General features: G+C 70.2%; 13 protein-coding genes. 3 read left to right on the forward strand and 10 right to left on the reverse strand.

Translation table 11 applies throughout. From position 1 onward, the window contains the following. Positions 1 to 7: 7 nt before the first annotated feature. The 5 genes from ACWDAG_RS40505 to ACWDAG_RS40525 all read right to left on the reverse strand — a co-directional run bounded on the left by ACWDAG_RS40505 (position 8) and on the right by ACWDAG_RS40525 (position 7,795). Positions 8 to 3,295, reverse strand: coding sequence for a S8 family serine peptidase (locus ACWDAG_RS40505; protein ID WP_450700566.1), 3,288 nt, complete (start codon positions 3,293 to 3,295; stop codon positions 8 to 10). Between the two features lie 212 nt (positions 3,296 to 3,507). Continuing rightward, a complete protein-coding gene (locus ACWDAG_RS40510) occupies positions 3,508 to 4,191 on the reverse strand; it encodes an ABC transporter ATP-binding protein (protein ID WP_450700567.1) in 684 nt (227 codons plus the stop codon). 206 nt (positions 4,192 to 4,397) lie between these two features. After that, on the reverse strand, positions 4,398 to 5,828 hold the full coding sequence (locus ACWDAG_RS40515; RefSeq protein WP_450700568.1) for an ABC transporter permease: 1,431 nt from the start codon (positions 5,826 to 5,828) through the stop codon (positions 4,398 to 4,400). Positions 5,829 to 5,974: 146 nt separating this feature from the next. After that, the gene (locus tag ACWDAG_RS40520) at positions 5,975 to 7,243 is read right to left on the reverse strand and encodes a L,D-transpeptidase (protein WP_450700569.1); all 1,269 of its coding nucleotides are present in this window, start codon (positions 7,241 to 7,243) and stop codon (positions 5,975 to 5,977) included. Positions 7,244 to 7,444: 201 nt separating this feature from the next. Continuing rightward, the gene (locus ACWDAG_RS40525) at positions 7,445 to 7,795 is read right to left on the reverse strand and encodes a hypothetical protein (protein WP_450700570.1); all 351 of its coding nucleotides are present in this window, start codon (positions 7,793 to 7,795) and stop codon (positions 7,445 to 7,447) included. 109 nt (positions 7,796 to 7,904) lie between these two features. Between ACWDAG_RS40525 and ACWDAG_RS40530 the strand changes: the two genes are divergently transcribed. Together ACWDAG_RS40530 and ACWDAG_RS40535 are read left to right on the forward strand one after the other, a co-directional pair. Beyond that, positions 7,905 to 8,219: a hypothetical protein gene (locus ACWDAG_RS40530; RefSeq protein ID WP_450700571.1), complete on the forward strand. Its 315-nt coding sequence runs from the start codon at positions 7,905 to 7,907 to the stop codon at positions 8,217 to 8,219. Positions 8,220 to 8,261: 42 nt separating this feature from the next. After that, positions 8,262 to 9,074, forward strand: coding sequence for a hypothetical protein (locus ACWDAG_RS40535; protein ID WP_450700572.1), 813 nt, complete (start codon positions 8,262 to 8,264; stop codon positions 9,072 to 9,074). Positions 9,075 to 9,133: 59 nt separating this feature from the next. Here ACWDAG_RS40535 and hutH read toward each other — a convergent pair whose 3' ends face one another. From hutH to ACWDAG_RS40550, 3 genes are all read right to left on the reverse strand, one after another. Further along, positions 9,134 to 10,672, reverse strand: a complete 1,539-nt coding sequence (gene hutH / locus ACWDAG_RS40540) for a histidine ammonia-lyase (RefSeq protein ID WP_450700602.1) — start codon at positions 10,670 to 10,672, stop codon at positions 9,134 to 9,136. A 158-nt stretch (positions 10,673 to 10,830) separates the two neighbouring features. Next, positions 10,831 to 11,979 (reverse strand): diguanylate cyclase domain-containing protein, encoded by a 1,149-nt coding sequence (locus ACWDAG_RS40545; RefSeq protein WP_450700573.1) that lies wholly within the window; start codon positions 11,977 to 11,979, stop codon positions 10,831 to 10,833. Between the two features lie 170 nt (positions 11,980 to 12,149). Continuing rightward, positions 12,150 to 12,959 (reverse strand): enoyl-CoA hydratase/isomerase family protein, encoded by an 810-nt coding sequence (locus ACWDAG_RS40550; RefSeq protein WP_450700574.1) that lies wholly within the window; start codon positions 12,957 to 12,959, stop codon positions 12,150 to 12,152. A 173-nt stretch (positions 12,960 to 13,132) separates the two neighbouring features. On the opposite strand from ACWDAG_RS40550, the gene ACWDAG_RS40555 reads away from it, so the two are divergent. Continuing rightward, complete coding sequence (locus ACWDAG_RS40555) at positions 13,133 to 13,690, forward strand: hypothetical protein (protein WP_450700575.1); 558 nt, start codon at positions 13,133 to 13,135, stop codon at positions 13,688 to 13,690. 142 nt (positions 13,691 to 13,832) lie between these two features. Here the strand turns inward: ACWDAG_RS40555 and ACWDAG_RS40560 are convergent, their stop codons facing one another. Both ACWDAG_RS40560 and ACWDAG_RS40565 read right to left on the reverse strand, forming a co-directional pair. Then, positions 13,833 to 14,948 (reverse strand): adenylate/guanylate cyclase domain-containing protein, encoded by a 1,116-nt coding sequence (locus ACWDAG_RS40560; protein ID WP_351462275.1) that lies wholly within the window; start codon positions 14,946 to 14,948, stop codon positions 13,833 to 13,835. A gap of 122 nt (positions 14,949 to 15,070) precedes the next feature. Further along, a complete protein-coding gene (locus ACWDAG_RS40565) occupies positions 15,071 to 15,934 on the reverse strand; it encodes a biotin--[acetyl-CoA-carboxylase] ligase (protein ID WP_450700576.1) in 864 nt (287 codons plus the stop codon). Positions 15,935 to 15,949: the final 15 nt, after the last annotated feature.

The following is a 15,949-nucleotide window of genomic DNA, read 5'->3' on the forward strand; positions in this document are numbered from 1 at the left end:
CTGCGGCTCACTTGGCGTAGTACGCGTTGTAGATCGAGATCGTCGACTTGTTGTTCTGCTTGTCGGTGATCTTGGCGTGGAAGGAGATGGCCTTCCCCTTCTCCGGGTTCTTCACCTTGATCTTGCCGCCCACGACGTCGAGCTTCGTCCAGGTCTGGCCGTAGTCGTACGACACGTACACGGACAGCGACTTGAGGTTGCTGCCCTTGGCGGCGCCCTCGACGGTGACCGGGATCGACACCGTCTTGCCGGCCTCCACCTTGTTGTCCAGGCCGGTGGCCGCGTTGAAGCGGACCGTGGACGCGGGCAGGGTGGTCAGGTCGGACGTCTTCTTCGAGCGGAACGTCCAGCTGGCGTCGATGCGGGTGGAGGCCTCGGCGACCAGGACGCTGCGCTTGACGGAGGTCGTCAGCTTGTAGTCGGCCTCGCCGGACGGGACCTTGAACTCCTTGCCGAAGAGCGGGTCGTCGTTGGAGCCGACCTTGGTGCCGTTGCGGTACAGGGTCGTGGCGACCGCGGTGAGGTCCGAGGAGCCGGCGTGGCCCGCCCCGTCGGTGAACAGCGGCAGGGAGCCGTAGATGCTGTTGCCCTCGCGGAAGAGCCCGAAGTCCCTGTTCAGATGGGGCCCGAAGACCGCCGTGTTGAAGGTCTTCGTGTACTTCCGGCCCGCCTTGAAGGTCTGCGGGTTGCCGAGCGTGGAGGACGCCTCCGGGATCGGGATGCCGTTCGCGTCATGGCCCTTGATCTGAAGGAAGTCCCACGTCCACTGGATCTTGTCGGAGGTCGACAGGTACAGCGTGCGTGCTCCCGGCAGCTTCTGCTCGATGCCGTTCGCGAAGACGGCGTCGTCCGGGAACACCCCGATGGGCTGCAGGGCACCGGTCTTGCCGGGGGCTCCCGAACCGAGGTTGTTCTTCACCGTGGCGAGGTCGCTCGCCTTGAAGTGGCGGACCTTGTCGCCCTGGATCTTCTTGACCTTGGCGGTGGTGGCCACGTCGTACTCGGCGTCGTCACCCTTGGTCCACTGGCCGTTCCACGTCTGCTGCAGGCCCGAGACCTCGCCGCCCAGCGGCGCCATGCGGATGTCGGCGAAGGACTTCGCGTCGAAGCTGCCGCCGCCGCCCGCGGGGTCATAGCTGTAGCTGATCGTCGCCAGCTGCTGCTTCGCGTGCGCGTCCGGCACCGTGATGTCGGCCGCCCTGGTCCTGCGGGCGTCGATCGTCACCGTGGTGTTCTTGGTGACGCTCAGCTTCGGCTGGACCAGCCAGTCGAGGCCGCCCTCGAAGTGCACCAAGTCCTTCGCGATCCAGGCGTCCAGCAGGTAGTCGCCCTTGGGCAGGCGCATCGTCGTCGTACCGGAGTCCGAGACGGTCACCGGGTACGCGCGGCCCTCGGCCAGGCCCGAGTAGCCGGACAGGATGTCGTTGTAGTTCCCGGTCGGCTGCCCGTCACGCCCGATGTGCTTGAACGTGACGCTGTACGACTGGATCTCGCGCTGCACGCCGGCCGCGGTCCGCACCGTCTGGCCGCCGCCCGTCGCCGTCACGTACGCGGAGTACGCGCCGTCGAGCGTGCCGCCCAGCTTGGTGTTGACGGTGAGGTTGACGGAGGCCTTGCCGCCCGCCGGGACGGTCACCTTCGTCGCGCCGAGCTTGAAGAAGCCCGCGGGGGCCGCCTGGCCCTTGGGGTTCGTGCCGGCGGCGGACAGGCCGAGCGTGACGTCCTTCGTACCGAGGTTGCGGTACGTCAGCTGCTTGGTGACCGGCTTGTCGTCGGTGTGCGGCCACTGTTGCACACCGAAGCTCACCGACACCGGGTCGGCGATCACCGTCTGCTTGATGGCCTTGTCGACGGCGATACGGCCCGCGCCCTGCTGGAACGCGGTGTACTTGCCGCCCTTCGCGGAGCCGGTCAGCGCGCCCTTGAGCTCGGAGAACTTCCAGTCCGGGTGCTGCTGCTTCAGGATCGCCGCGGCGCCCGCCACATGCGGCGTCGCCATCGACGTACCCGAGATGGTCAGGTAGCCGGGCGGGTTCTCGCCGACCTCCTGGTCGATGACGCTGCCCTTGGCCGCGGCCGCCGTGATGTCCACGCCGGGCGCGGTGACGTCCGGCTTGACGGTGCCGTCGACGGTCGGGCCGGTCGAGGAGAAGTCGGCCAGCTTGTCGTGGTCGTCGACCGCGCCGACGGTGAGCGCGTCCTCGGCGCTGCCGGGCGAACCGACCGACTCCGGACCGGAGTTGCCCGCGGCGATCGCGAAGAGGATGCCCTTCTCCTCGGACAGCTTGTTGACCTCGGCCTCGAGCGGGTCGATGCCGGGCCCGTCCTGGGCGCCGAGGCTCAGGTTCACGACGTCGGCGCCCTGCTGGGCGGCCCACTCCATGCCGGCGAGGATGCCGGAGTCGTCACCGGAGCCGGTGTCGTCGAGGACCTTGCCGTTGAGGATCTTCGCGCCGGGCGCGACACCCTTGTACTTGCCGCCCGACTTGGCGCCGGTGCCCGCCGCGATCGACGCGACGTGCGTGCCGTGCCCGAAGTGGTCGGTGGCGTCGGCGGCGGTGGAGAAGTTCTTGGACTCGATGACCTGGGTCGCCAGGTCCGGGTGGGTCGCGTCGACACCGGTGTCCAGTACGGCGATCTTGACGCCCTTGCCGTCGTAGCCGGCGGCCCAGGCCTTCGGTGCGCCGATCTGCGGTACGGACTTGTCGAGGCTGGCCTTGCGGGTGCCGTCGAGCCAGACGTGCGCGATGCCCGAGGCGGTCCGGCCGCCGCTGGTGACGGCGTCCCAGAGCTCGGGCGTTTCCTTCTGCGGGGTCTGAACGGCGTCCGCATTCAGGGACTTGAGGCTCCTGCGGAGGGTGCCGGCGTCACGGACGTCGGCCTTCGCGCCGGTGGCGGCGCCCTGGTAGCCGACGATGACCTTCAGCCCCTCGGCCTGGGACTTGCGGGTCGCGGACTTGTTGAGCTCGGTGATGTCGAACAGCCGCTGGTCCAGCTTGCCGGTGGCGACCAGCCGGGCCGCGTCCGCCGGTACGACGAGCGTGTGCCCGCCGGCCTTGCGGAACTGAACGGGTATGTGCTCGCGCCCCTTGGCCCGTTCCAGGCCTACGACACGGCCCTTGGAGTCGACGACCACACGGTCGCCGGTGATCAGGGTGATGCGGTGCTTGGACGTGAGCTGAGTCTGCGGAGCGGTCGTCGACTGCTCCGGCTTCGCGGACGCCGGGCCGGTCATGCCCGCCGCAAGGGCCACGGCGGCCGCCGTGGCAACGGTTGCCGCGCATGCTCTCTTCACTTGTCTGCGCAAGTCTCCCCCTGGAGATGAAGTACCGGGTGCTTTCCCCTGTCACCCGGCCGGGGGCGGTCCCGCACACATGAACGCGTGCACCCCCCGGAATGCGCAGTATGCCGGGGGGTGATCAGGCACCTCAATAGATGAGAAGAAGGTAAGAGACGGGCCGGAGTTCTGTTACGCGCCGGCCCCAAAGCCGTTACCGTTCCGCGCAGTTACGCGCCCGCGCTCTCCTTGACGGTGAGCTTGCCCTTGCGGATCGTCGCCAGCCGCGGGGCCTTCCTCGCGATCGCGGAGTCGTGCGTGACCATGATGAAGGTCAGCCCGAGCTCCTTCCACATGCGCTCCAGCACCTCCATGATCTCGTCGCGCATCGACTCGTCGAGATTTCCGGTGGGTTCGTCGGCGAGCAGCACCTTCGGCTGCTTGACGAGTGCTCTGGCTATGGCGACGCGCTGCTGCTGTCCTCCGGACATCTCGCCGGGGAGGTGGCTGAGCCGTTCGCCGAGACCGACCGAGGTCAGCGCTTCGGCTGCGCGCTCCCGTCGTTCGCTGGTCTTCACTCCGAGGGGTACGAGGGCGGTCTCGACGTTCTCCTGGGCGGTGAGGGTCGGGATGAGGTTGAAGGACTGGAAGACGAAGCCGATGTTCTCGCTGCGGACCTTGGTGAGCTTGGCCTCGGAGAGGCCGGCCAGGTCGGTGCCGTCGAGGACGACTTCGCCGGAGGTGGGGCGGTCCAGACCGCCGAGCATCTGGAGGAGGGTGGACTTGCCGCCGCCGGTGGGGCCTTGGATGACCAGGCGGTCGCCGTCGGCGATGGAGAGGTCTACTCCGTCGAGGGCGTGGACGGTGTCCTTGCCTCGGGTGTAGCGCTTGGTGAGGTTTCTCAGTTCGTACATTTTGGTCTCCTGGGAGGGTTCGGGGGTGGTGCGGGTCGTGTTTTGGCCGCGGGTGAGTGGGGGCTGGTCGCGCAGTTCCCCGCGCCCCTTGAAGGCCGCCCTAGCTGCGGGCAGTCGTGCCGCTGGGGCGGCACGGGTGGGCGCAGCGGCACCCCGCCAGCGCGGGCGAGCACACCCGTCCTTGCCCAGCCGCAGCCGACGTTCAGCTACTCGACGCGGCGAAGTGCATCCGCCGGACGGAGCCGTGACGCCCGCCAGCCGCCGAACGCCCCCGCGATCAAACCGCCGGCCACCGCAAGAGCCACCGCCAGCACGATCGTCGTCACACTGACCGGCGCCGTCAGCGCAACCTCCAGCGTCTTCGCCGCCCGCCGACCGGGCCCACCGAAACCGCCCCCGCTCCCCAACTGCGCCTGCAGCGTGGGGCTGACGCTGGTCACGACATACGCCCCTGCCAGACCGAGGCCGATCCCCAGCGCCCCGCCCAACAGCCCGTTGACCATCGCCTCACCCACGACCTGCCGGGTCACCCGCCCCGACTTCCACCCCAGCGCCTTCAGCGTGCCGAACTCCCGCACCCGCCGCGAAACGGCAGAGGACGTCAGCAGCCCCGCCACCAGGAACGCGGCCACCAGCACAGCGATCGACAGCCACTTGCCGACGTTGGTCGCCAGGGACGACGCCGTGGACAGCGACCCGGAGACCGTCTTCGCAAGGTCGGCCGAGGTCGTGACCGTCGTACCCGAGACGTTCTTCTGGATGGTCGACTTGACGGAGTCGATCTGCTGGGAGTCGGTCGCCTTGACATAGACCGTGGTGACCTTGTTCTTCTCGCCGGCCAGCGTCTGCGCCTGCTGCAGCGGGATGTACAGGTCGGCCGCCGCGTCCCCGCTGTCCGCGGTCGCGATGCCGATCACCTTGAACTTGACGCTCTTGATGGTGACGGTCGAACCGACCTTGTACTTCTTCTCCTTGGCGTACGCGGAGTCCGCCACGACGACCTTTGCGTCGGTCTCGATCGCCTTGAAGGTACGACCGCTGGTGATCTTCGACGAGGTCAGCGGGCCGAGCGCGGTCTTCGTGACGTCGGTGCCGTACACCGTGTACTGGTTGATGTCGAAGTCGGCGCCGCCGCCCTGTACTTCACCCTGCGGCTGCCCGGTGCCGCCGCCCGCGCCACGCCCGCCCTGGCTGCCCGCGGAGTTCTGGTTCTGCCGGAACTGCCCGCGGGTGAACTGGCCGTCGACCTTCACCACGTTGAGGCTCAGTCCACCCACCGCGGACGAGACGCCCTTCTGCTCCCCGACCTTGGTGACGGTGGAGGAGGCCAGGGTCGTGAAGCCCTGCACCAGGACCCGGTCGCTGCTCTGCGTCGAGTCGTCGTCGTTGTTCCGCGCGTCGAACTGGAAGCGCGGACGCTGGGAGTTGTCCGCCGTCGGCGTCGCCGCCTTGGTGACCGTCATGTCGGTGCCCAGCCCGTACAGCGACTGGAGGACCTTGTCCTGCGCCCTGCCCATGCCGGACGACACGGAGCTGACCACGATGACGAGCGCGATGCCGAGGGCAAGACCGGAGGCGACGACGAGGGCCGCCTTTCTGCGGCGGCGCAGTTCGCGCCTCAGGTAGGTGAAGAACATGCGCCGCAAGCTAGGGACGCCCCGTGATGACTCGATAAGGCCCCGATAAGAGATGCATGAGAAGGCTGCAGCGGCCCGGGAAAGGGCTCGGAAACACCGATGCCGCCCCTGGGGGCGGCATCGGAAAGCTGTGGACCGACGGTGGGTCAGACGGCCGAACCGGCCTTCCAGTCCGCCCAGCTGAGGTTCCAGCCGTTGAGGCCGTTGTCCGGCTGGACCGTCTTGTCGCCGGTGTTGGAGATGACCACGACGTCACCGACGATCGAGTGGGTGTACATCCAGTAGCCGGCCGTGCCCGTGTCGTTGGCGCCCTTGGTGTCCGAGAGGCCCACGCAGCCGTGGCTGGTGTTCACCGAGCCGAAGATGGACTTCGCACCCCAGTAGTTGCCGTGCATGAAGGTGCCGGAGTTGGTGAGGCGGATGGCGTGCGGCACGTCCTTGATGTCGTACTCGGCCTTGCCGTCGTTGTCCGTGAAGCCGACCGTCGTGCCGTTCATACGCGTCTGCTTGTACTTCTCGGACATCACCATGACGCCGTTGTACGTCGTGTGCTCCGGCGAACCGGCCGAGATCGGGATGGTCTTGATCGTCCTGCCGTCCTGCGTGACCTTCATCTGCTTGGTCTTGGCGTCGACGTACGAGACCTGGTTGCGGCCGATGTGGAAGGTGACCGTCTTCTGCTGCACGCCGTAGACACCGGAGGCACCCTCGACACCGTCGAGCGCGAGCTTCAGCGTGACGGTGGAGTTCTCCTTCCAGTAGTTCTCCGGGCGGAAGTCGAGGCGGTTGGCGCCGAACCAGTGTCCGACGACCTCCTGGCCGCTGCTGGAGGAGACCGTGATGCCCTTCTGGACCGCGGCCTTGTTGGCGATCGCCTTGTCGAAGTTGATCGACACCGGCATGCCCACACCGACGGTGGAGCCGTTGTCCGGCGTGAAGGTGCCTATGAAGCTGTTGGCCGGAGCGACCGTGGTGAACGAGGCGTTCTCGTGCGCGACGCGACCGGCGGAGTCCTTCGCCACCGCCGCGACCTTGTAGGTGGTCGAGCGCTCCAGCTGGGCGTTCGGCTTCCAGCTGGTCTTGTCGGCGGAGAGCGTGCCGGCGACGGGGGTGCCGCTCTCGGTCGTCATGGTCACGCCCGTGAGCGTGCCCTTGCTGACGGTGACGGCCGCGGAGTTGTTGATGGAGGCGTTGTCGGAGCCGTCCTTGGGCGTGATCCTGATGTCCGCCTCGGACGGCTTCTTGGCGGACACCTCGTCGGCCTTGGCCTGCGAGGTGTCCTTGCCCTTGCCGCCGGAGGCGTCGTCGCCACCACCGCCGGAACACGCCGAGAGCACCAGAACCCCGCCGAGCAGTGCGGACGCGACCGTCAGGCCCCTGCGCCGCTTACTGTTCGTCATCACACGCTTCTCCATTGTTGCCGTATCCCCAAAAAGCCCCGAGCGTCCCCGTTAACGAACTTCAACGCTACGGCCGGTTCGTCCCGTTCCACATATCCCGTAGGTGTGGGGCACGCCACGTCTGCCGGGGCGGATGGTGCGGCCGAGTGCCCTGCGGAAGACAAAGAAAAACCCCGGACGGCGATCGCCACCCGGGGTCATGTTTTCCCAAGCCGCTCAGGAGACGCCGTAGGCCCCCTCGTCTTCGTCGTCGTCGACATCTTCCTCGTCCAGGTCCCAATCCGGCGAATCGGGGTCGTAGTCGATGGGCTCGCTCGACCAGGAGGCCTGCGCGAGATCGACTCCCGGCACCTCGCTCACCAGGTCGAACGGGTCGATGAGGGAGGCGAGTGCCTCCGAGGTGTCTTCCGTCACAGCGCCCTCGGCGTGCGCCCGCTCGTCGGCCGGCAGGTCGGTGTCGGCGGCGAGGCGCCGCAGCGCCTCCTTGGTGAGTTCGCCGGGGTCCTCGATTTCGAGGACGAGTTCCACCCGAAGGCGGACAAAACGTGATGTCTCTTCAGTGTTCATGCCCGGAGCGTAAGGCCCGGGGCTCCCGTGACTTTCCTGTGACCCGCGCCTTTCACTAACATCGCCCCACACGGCCAATTCGCCAGCGCCACAAGGGGATCGATATTCCGTGTCATCCGCTCGTCGTCCGTTGCTGACCGCCACCGCCGCAGGCACCGTCCTGTGCGCCCTGTGGTTCGTTCCCTCCGCCAAGGCGACGGGGGAAGAGCCGGCGAGAACAGCGTCGTCTGCGGCCCCGACCTCGCAGGTCACAGCGCAGGCGCGGGCCGTCTCGGAGACCACGGACAGCTCCGGCACCGAGACCCAACTCGCCGACACGGGAAGCCCCGACACCACTCCCTACGTCGTCGGCGGCACTCTCTTCCTCGGAATCGGCGCCGGTTTCGTGGCGTATTCGGTGCGCCGGGAGCGCCTCGGGTTCTGAGTGCGCTTGACGCTTCCTTGACCCGGCCCTCATAGTCCGCCCATGAAGAGATCATCGAGGGTGCGTGCGAGCGCCACGGTTGCCGTGAGCGTGCTGTCGCTCGCCCTCATCACGGGTTGCGGCGGGAGTTCCGACGACTCCAAGGAATCCGGCTCCACGAACTCGTCCTCCTCGTCGACTGCGGCCGCGAAGGCGCTCAGCTCGGCCGAGCTGAGGAAGCTCATCATCAGCGGGGCGGACCTCGACGGCTACGACGTCAAGTCCGCGGACACCGGCGGCAAGTTCGCCGCGTCCAAGGACCAGGTGACGGTGGCCGACGCGAAGTGCGCGCCGCTCGCCTACGTCCTCACCGGGTTCGCGCCGGGCGACACCAGCGCGTACGTCAACCGGATGGCCACGGAGAAGAGCGACAAGCCCACGCCCACGGGCACCTCGGACAAGGACCTGGACGCCGCGATGAACGGCCTCCAGGACGTCCTGGAGTCCAAGTTGACGATCGTCTCGCTGTCCTCGTACGACGGCGGGGGCGCCCAGGACACGATGAAGTCCGTGTCGGACGCGGTGAGCGGCTGCGCGAACGGCTTCACGATCGCGGCCAAGGGCCAGGACACGCAGAAGTTCACGAAGGTCGCCGAGGAGAAGTCCTCCGGAAGCGGCGACGAGTCGGTGGCGTTCGCCGTGACCGGCAAGGTCGAGGGCGGCACGACGACGACGCACGTCGAGGTCGCGCGCCACGGCTCCACGGTCGCCACGTACTACTCGATCAGCCTGGCGGCCCTGGCCGGCAAGCAGGACAAGTACGGCGTCCCCGCCGAGATCGTCAAGGTACAGACGGCCAAGCTCGCGCAGGGCTGACGTGCGGGGAGGGCCGCCGCCGGGGGGAGACAGCGGCGGCCCTCGTACCTACAGAGCGGTCAGGCGAGCGGTCCCGTCACACGCTCCACCGCGGCGACCAGGTGCCCGTCGCGCACGAACGCGTCCGCGGCGGCCAGGTCGGGCGCGAGGAACCGGTCCGGACCGGGACCCTGGACCCCCGCCGCCCGGGCAGCCGTGATGGCGGCCTGCGAGGCGGGCGCCGGGGCCAGGCCCTCGCGCAGTTCGATCGCGCGGGTGGCGGCGTACAGCTCGATGGCGATCACCCGCGTGAGGTTGTCGACGGCCGTACGCAGCTTGCGGGCGGCCGACCAGCCCATCGAGACGTGGTCCTCCTGCATGGCGGAGGAGGGGATCGAGTCCGCGGACGCCGGTACGGCCAGCCGCTTCATCTCGCTGACCAGCGCCGCCTGCGTGTACTGGGCGATCATCAGCCCCGAGTCGACACCCGCGTCGTCGGCCAGGAACGGCGGCAGACCGTGGCTGCGGTTCTTGTCGAGCAGCCGGTCGGTGCGCCGCTCGGCGATCGAGGCGAGGTCCGCGGCGACGATGGCGAGGAAGTCCAGGACGTACGCCACCGGGGCGCCGTGGAAGTTGCCGTTGGACTCGACGCGCCCGTCGGGCAGGACGACGGGGTTGTCCACGGCCGACGCCAGCTCGCGCTCGGCGACGAGCCGGGCGTGCGCCAGGGTGTCCCGTCCGGCGCCGGCGACCTGCGGGGCGCAGCGCACCGAGTAGGCGTCCTGGACACGCGGCGCGCCGTCCTGGTGGTGCCCGGTGAGCTCCGAACCCTTCAGCACGGCCAGCATGTTGGCGGCGGAGGCACCCTGCCCCGGGTGCGGGCGGATGGCGTGCAGCTCGGGGGCGAGGACCTTGTCCGTGCCGAGCAGCGCCTCCAGCGACAGGGCGGCCGTGATGTCGGCCGACTTGTAGAGGGCGTCCAGGTCGGCGAGTGCCATGACCAGCATGCCGAGCATGCCGTCGGTGCCGTTGAGAAGGGCGAGGCCCTCCTTCTCACGCAGTTCGACGGGAGCGATCCCGTGCTCGGCGAGCAGCTCACCGGCAGGGCGGACGGCTCCGTCCGGTCCTTCCGCCTCCCCCTCACCCATGAGCGTGAGGGCGCAGTGGGACAAGGGAGCGAGGTCGCCGGAGCAGCCGAGCGAGCCGTACTCGTGGACGACGGGCGTGATCCCGGCGTTGAGCACGTCGGCCATGGTCTGCGCCACCTCGGGCCGTACGCCCGTGTGCCCCGAGCAGACGGTCTTGAGCCGCAGGAACATCAGGGCCCGTACGACTTCCCGCTCCACCCGCGGTCCGAGGCCGGCGGCGTGCGAGCGGACGATGTTGCGCTGCAGCTGAGCGCGGAGTTCCGGGCTGATGTGCCGGGTCGCCAGGGCGCCGAAGCCGGTGCTGACGCCGTAGACGGGCTCGGGCTTGGCCGCCAGCGCATCCACTATCTCGCGCGCGGCGGCGAGAGCCGCCACCGCCTCCGCGGAGAGCTCGACCCGGGCACCGCCGCGCGCCACGGCAAGAACGTCGGACGCGGTCACCCCGGACGTCCCCACCACCACAGTGTGCATATCCATATTCAGGAGCGTACGCAGTGAAGACGAAGATGTCACTACCGGGTTGCGGGAAAGCCCCTTACACCGCCGGTAGGTGAAATCCAGCCCGTCCGGCGTTTGAGGACGAGGCCGTTCAGGCCGATACGGGGGCCTGGGGGAGGAGCCCCAGCACGTCAGCCGGACCGCCCCCGGAACCGCCGCCGCTCGGCCGCAGCCTGCGGAGAGGGCGCATCGGCCAGCCGTACGACCGGATCGTCGGGACCCTCCCGCCCGGCCACCACCGGCTGCCCCAAGCGGAGCGCCTTCGCCCGGTACTGGGCCGCGTCCGCCAGCCGGAACAGCCGCCGGGCGGACCGCACCGGCCCGATGGGATCCTCCGTGGAAGCGACCCCGCAGGCGACCCCGTCGCCGAGCTCCAACTCGGCGGCGCGGCGGCAGAGTTCGTCGGCCGCCTTGACGGCCTCGTCGGCGGACGGGCCGACGGAGAGCAGACAGAACTCGTCACCGCCGAGGCGGGCGGCGAGCGTGCCGGGGAGCATCGCGCCGCACAGGGAGAGGACGGAGCCGAAACGCTCCAGGAGGCGGTCGCCGACGGCGTGCCCCTGGGTGTCGTTGACGCGCTTGAGGCCGTTCAGGTCGCAGACGACGAGGCTGACCACCGTGCCGTCCTCGCGGTGCCGCTCGACGGCCTCGTCCAGCTTCGCATCGACGGCGCGGCGGTTGGCGAGGCCGGTGAGGGCGTCGGTGTAGGCGAGCCGCCTCACCTCCTCCAGCCGCTCCGCCTGGGCGATCCCGGCGGCGACGACGGCGGCCAGCACGGTCGCGAAGTCTGCGTCACCCCGGTCGAAGACGGGGGCGCCTGCGGGACGGGCGACGTAGAGCTCGCCCCACGCGCGCCCGTGCAGCACGATCGGGGCGACTACGCAGCAGCCCCGGCCCCGGCGGCGCAGGGCGGCGACGCGCTGGTGGAGGTATCCGGGGCGGCCGCCCGCCGTGGGCCCGTGCGCCGTCTCGACCCATGCGTCGGGCTCGCCGCCGCCGGCCCACCGCTCATGGAGGAACTCGGTGATCTCGGGGAACTGATGCACGGGATACGACTCGTCCTCCGGGAACTCCTCCTCCCCCTCGGCCCGCTCCCCCACGTTCGCGAGAACCCGCAGCCGCCCGAGCTCCCGCTCCCACACCGACAACGCGGCGAAGCTCCCGCCGAGCGCACGGCACCCTCCGGCCGCCGCCGCCCGCCACGCCTCGCGCGAGCCGTGGGCCGCGGCCATGCCCTGCGCCAGCGCGACGACCGCTGCGAGACGTTTGTCCTCACCCATTACTCCAGGTTAGGGATGTTTCCAGCGGTTTGTTCTATTGATACGGCGGTGGGGTGACCGGCCCCTGGGGGCCCTGCCCCCAGACCCCCGTTTCGGCCTGAACGGCCTCGTCCTCACACGCCGGACAGGCTGAGTGATGCCGACCGGCGCCCAGAAGGCGCTCCCCGGTTTCACTCCCCCGGCCACTCCGGCTTCCGCTTCTCGTTGAACGCCGCCACCCCCTCCGCCCGGTCCCCCGAGAAGGCCACCGACCGCCAGGCCGCATCCTCGACCTCCAGACCGGCCCGCAGGTCGAGCCCGTGGCCGAGACGCAGCGCCCGCTTGGCGGCCCGCAGGCCGACCGGTGAGTTCGCGGCGATGCGTGCGGCCAGGTCCAGTGCCGCCTCGCGGTCCCGGCCCTCCTCCACCAGCTCGTCCACGAGCCCCAACTCCCGCGCCTCAGCGGCCTGCAGACGCCGTGCGGTGAAGATGAGCTCGGCCGCCCGGGCGGCCCCCACCCGCCGCGGCAGCAGCTGCGTACCGCCGCCGCCCGGGATGACGCCCACGGACACCTCCGGCAGCCCCACCACCGCCGTACGGTCGGCCACGATCAGGTCGCACGACAGCGCCAGCTCGAAGCCCCCGCCCAGGGCGAACCCGTGCACCGCCGCGATCGTCGGCACCGGCAGCTCCAGGACCCCGGTGTAGGCGGCCCGCGCGACCGGCCGCTGCCGGAGCAGATCGGCGTCGGTGAAGGAGTTCCGCTCCTTGAGGTCCGCCCCGACGCAGAACGCCCGCTCGTGCGTGGACGTCACCACGACCACCCGTACGTCACGGTCCGCGCCGAGTGCCGCGCAGGCCGCGGCGATCGACCGCGCCATCTCGCTCGACACGGCGTTCATGGCCTTGGGCCGGTCGAGGACGAGCTCCGCGACACGCCCGACGTCCCCTTCGCCGTGCCGCCGCACCACCACGAACTCCCCGAACCGCTCCTCGCCCATGACACCCTCCGGTTAACGCGGGTTAACAACCGTCGGCCCGATCATTGCAGGGTTTCTTTCCGTTGTCCCCGTTCGGGTGACATCCCGCCCAACTCCCGCCACACCGCCCACGGGAGCGCATACGGTGCGTTCGCCACGGCGCACAGGGGGGCGCGGGCGCAAGGGGGAGGGACATGATGACGGTGACGGCGGAGACATCGGTGAGGCGCGGCCGCCATCGCAGGCCCCGCCCCCGCAAACTGCTGTTCGCCGTCAGCGGGCTGGCACTGGCCGCGGGCGCGCTGAGCCTCGTACGGATGGCCCCGGATACGGGAAGCGCCGGCCTGGGAACCACGGAGGCGGACCCCCGGCAGGACCCGGCCACCGACACCGACCAGTCGAGCACCACCGTCGCCGCCGCAGAGACCGCACCCCGGGTGAGCCCGTCGGCGACCTACGCAATGGGCAACGCGAGCACGACACCGACGGCGCCCTCAAGCCTCGTACCCCTGCAAACGGCACCCCCGTCACCGAGTGTGGCGCCCGCTCCGGGAACCACAACCATCCCGGTCACACCGGGCACCCCGGCGCCCACGACGACTCAGCATCCGCCTGCGACACAGGCTCCCGCCCCACGCCCGACTCCCGACCGGACCACACCCCCGCCCGCCCCACAGCCGGGCGAGACGGACGAGCCGGGCCTGTGCGTACCGGTCATCGGCCTGTGCGTGGAGTCGTCGGCCGACGGCTGAGGACCGCGCCCCATGGGGGCGCGGGGCTGTATCAATATGCGGCTCCGCCGCGTGGGCGCGATCAGCCACAACCAAGCCGCAGCCGGAAGACAGCCCACCGCCCTGCGGCGAAGTCGTAAATCGGCATGCCCCGGCGAGAGGCCTAGCCCCGCCGGGTGAGCAGCCAGGGCTCGACCACACCAAGCCCCCGCACCGGCCGCTGCCACATCGGCTGCAGCGCAAACCGGTACACCGGGGGCTCCTCCCCCTCCTTCTCCGCCGCGGCAGCGGCTTCCGCCGCCTCGGCCTCGGAGGCCGGTGCCTCCCCGGTGCGGATGAGCTCCTGGGCGAAGTCGGCGTCGACCAGGACGGCGTCACGCGGGGCTATGGACGTCAGCCGGGAGGCGAGGTTCACCGTCGTACCGAAGACATCGCCCATACGAGTGGTCACCGTGCCGAAGGCGATGCCGACGCGCAGTTCGGGCATCGTCTCGTCGTTCGCCATGGTCTCTATGAGACGCAGCGCGATCTCGGCGGCGATCCCGGCGTCGTCGGCCGCGTAGAGCACCTCGTCGCCCAGCGTCTTCACCAGCCGGCCGCCGTGCGCGGCGACCAGGTCGGCGGCGGTGGTCTCGAAGGCCTCGACGAGTTCGCCGAGTTCCTCCTCCTCCATACGGCGGGTCAGACGGGTGAAGCCGACCAGGTCCGCGAAGCCGACGGCCAGTCGCCGGTCGACCATCTCCTCGTCGTCGGCGGCCTGCACGACCCGTCCGGCCGAGGCGGCGAGCTGACGCCGCCAGACGTAGACGAGGAACTCCTCCAGCTCGGGCAGGAGCAGTTCGACGATCGGGTACGTCACCTCGGTGCGCGTCATCCCGGGTTCCGGGGGCTCGGTCAGGCCCTCCAGGAACGAGTCGATCTGCCACTCGGCGAGCCGGGCGGTGGTCTGCCCGGTGGAGCGGGCCACCTGCACGGCCATGGCCTCGCTCAGCAGCCCGGCCTCGACGAGGCCGGACAGGCGGCGCAGCGCCAGTACGTCGGCCTCGGTGAGCGCCTTGGCCTGTCCGATGTCGGCGAAGCCCATGGCCCGCCAGAAGCGGGTGGCCAGCTCCACGGAGACGCCGGCACTGCGGGCCGCCTGAAAGGGGGTGTAGCGTCGCTCCGCGCCGAGGATCAGGTGTTCCAGACGCAGGGCGAGCGGGTCCTCGCCGGGCTCGGCGGCATGGGGGTCCACCCGGCCGTCCGCGCCCGTGCCGGAGCCCGTGTCGTCGACGGTCACGCCTGCTGCCCTTCCGATCTGCCACGGTCAGGTATCGACCGGCCTCAACTGTACGGCAGGTGTGCCCTAGCTCACTCCCGGGAGTCGTGCACAGCTGCAGGCAGCCGTGCATCCGCCCTCCGTCAGGCAGGCCTCAGGTGCACGATGTCACCGGCCCCGACCGGTTCCTGTACTCCCTCCTCAGTTGCGATCACCAGCCTTCCGTCCCCGTCCACCGCCACCGCCTCCCCGGTGATCGACCGGTCGCCCGGCAGCTCGGCCCGCACCGTCCTGCCCAGCGTCGCGCAGCCCGCCGCGTACGTCTCCTGCAGACCGCTCTCCGACGGATCGCCGCCCGCGTCGCGCCAACGCCCGTACCACTCCTCCAGGGACCGCAGGATCGCCCTGAGCAGCGGATCCCGGTCGGTGCTCACCGCGCCTGCCAGCGCAAGCGAACCGGCCGTCGGCACCGGCAGCTCGCCCTCCCGCAGGGTGACGTTGATGCCGACCCCGATGACGACGCCGTCGTCCCCCGCCCGCTCGGCGAGGATGCCGCCGGCCTTGCGTTCCTCGCCACCGATGGAAACCAGCAGGTCGTTGGGCCACTTGAGTGCCGTGTCGACGCCCGCGGAGCGGGACAGCCCGGTCGCCACGGCGACCCCGGTGAGCAGCGGCAGCCAGCCCCAGCGGGCGACCGGCACCTCGCTCGGGCTGAGCAGCACGGAGAAGAAGAGGCCGGAGCGGGCCGGTGCCGTCCACTGGCGGTCCAGGCGCCCCCGCCCGGAGGTCTGCTCCTCGGCGACCAGGACGTACCCCTCGCCCGCCTTGCCCGCGCCCGCCAGGGCGACCAGGTCGGAGTTGGTGGAGCCGGTGCTGCGCACCACCTCCACCTCGCGCCACAGCCCGCCCTCCTGCACGAGCCCGCGCCGCAGCGCGGCGGCATTGAGCGGAGGCCGGTCCAGATCGGACCAGCGGCTGTCGTCGTCTGAAGCATCTCGCGGCGTCATGCAAGCCACCCTAGG

The sequence above is a fragment of the Streptomyces sp. NPDC001157 genome (genome assembly GCF_053598255.1).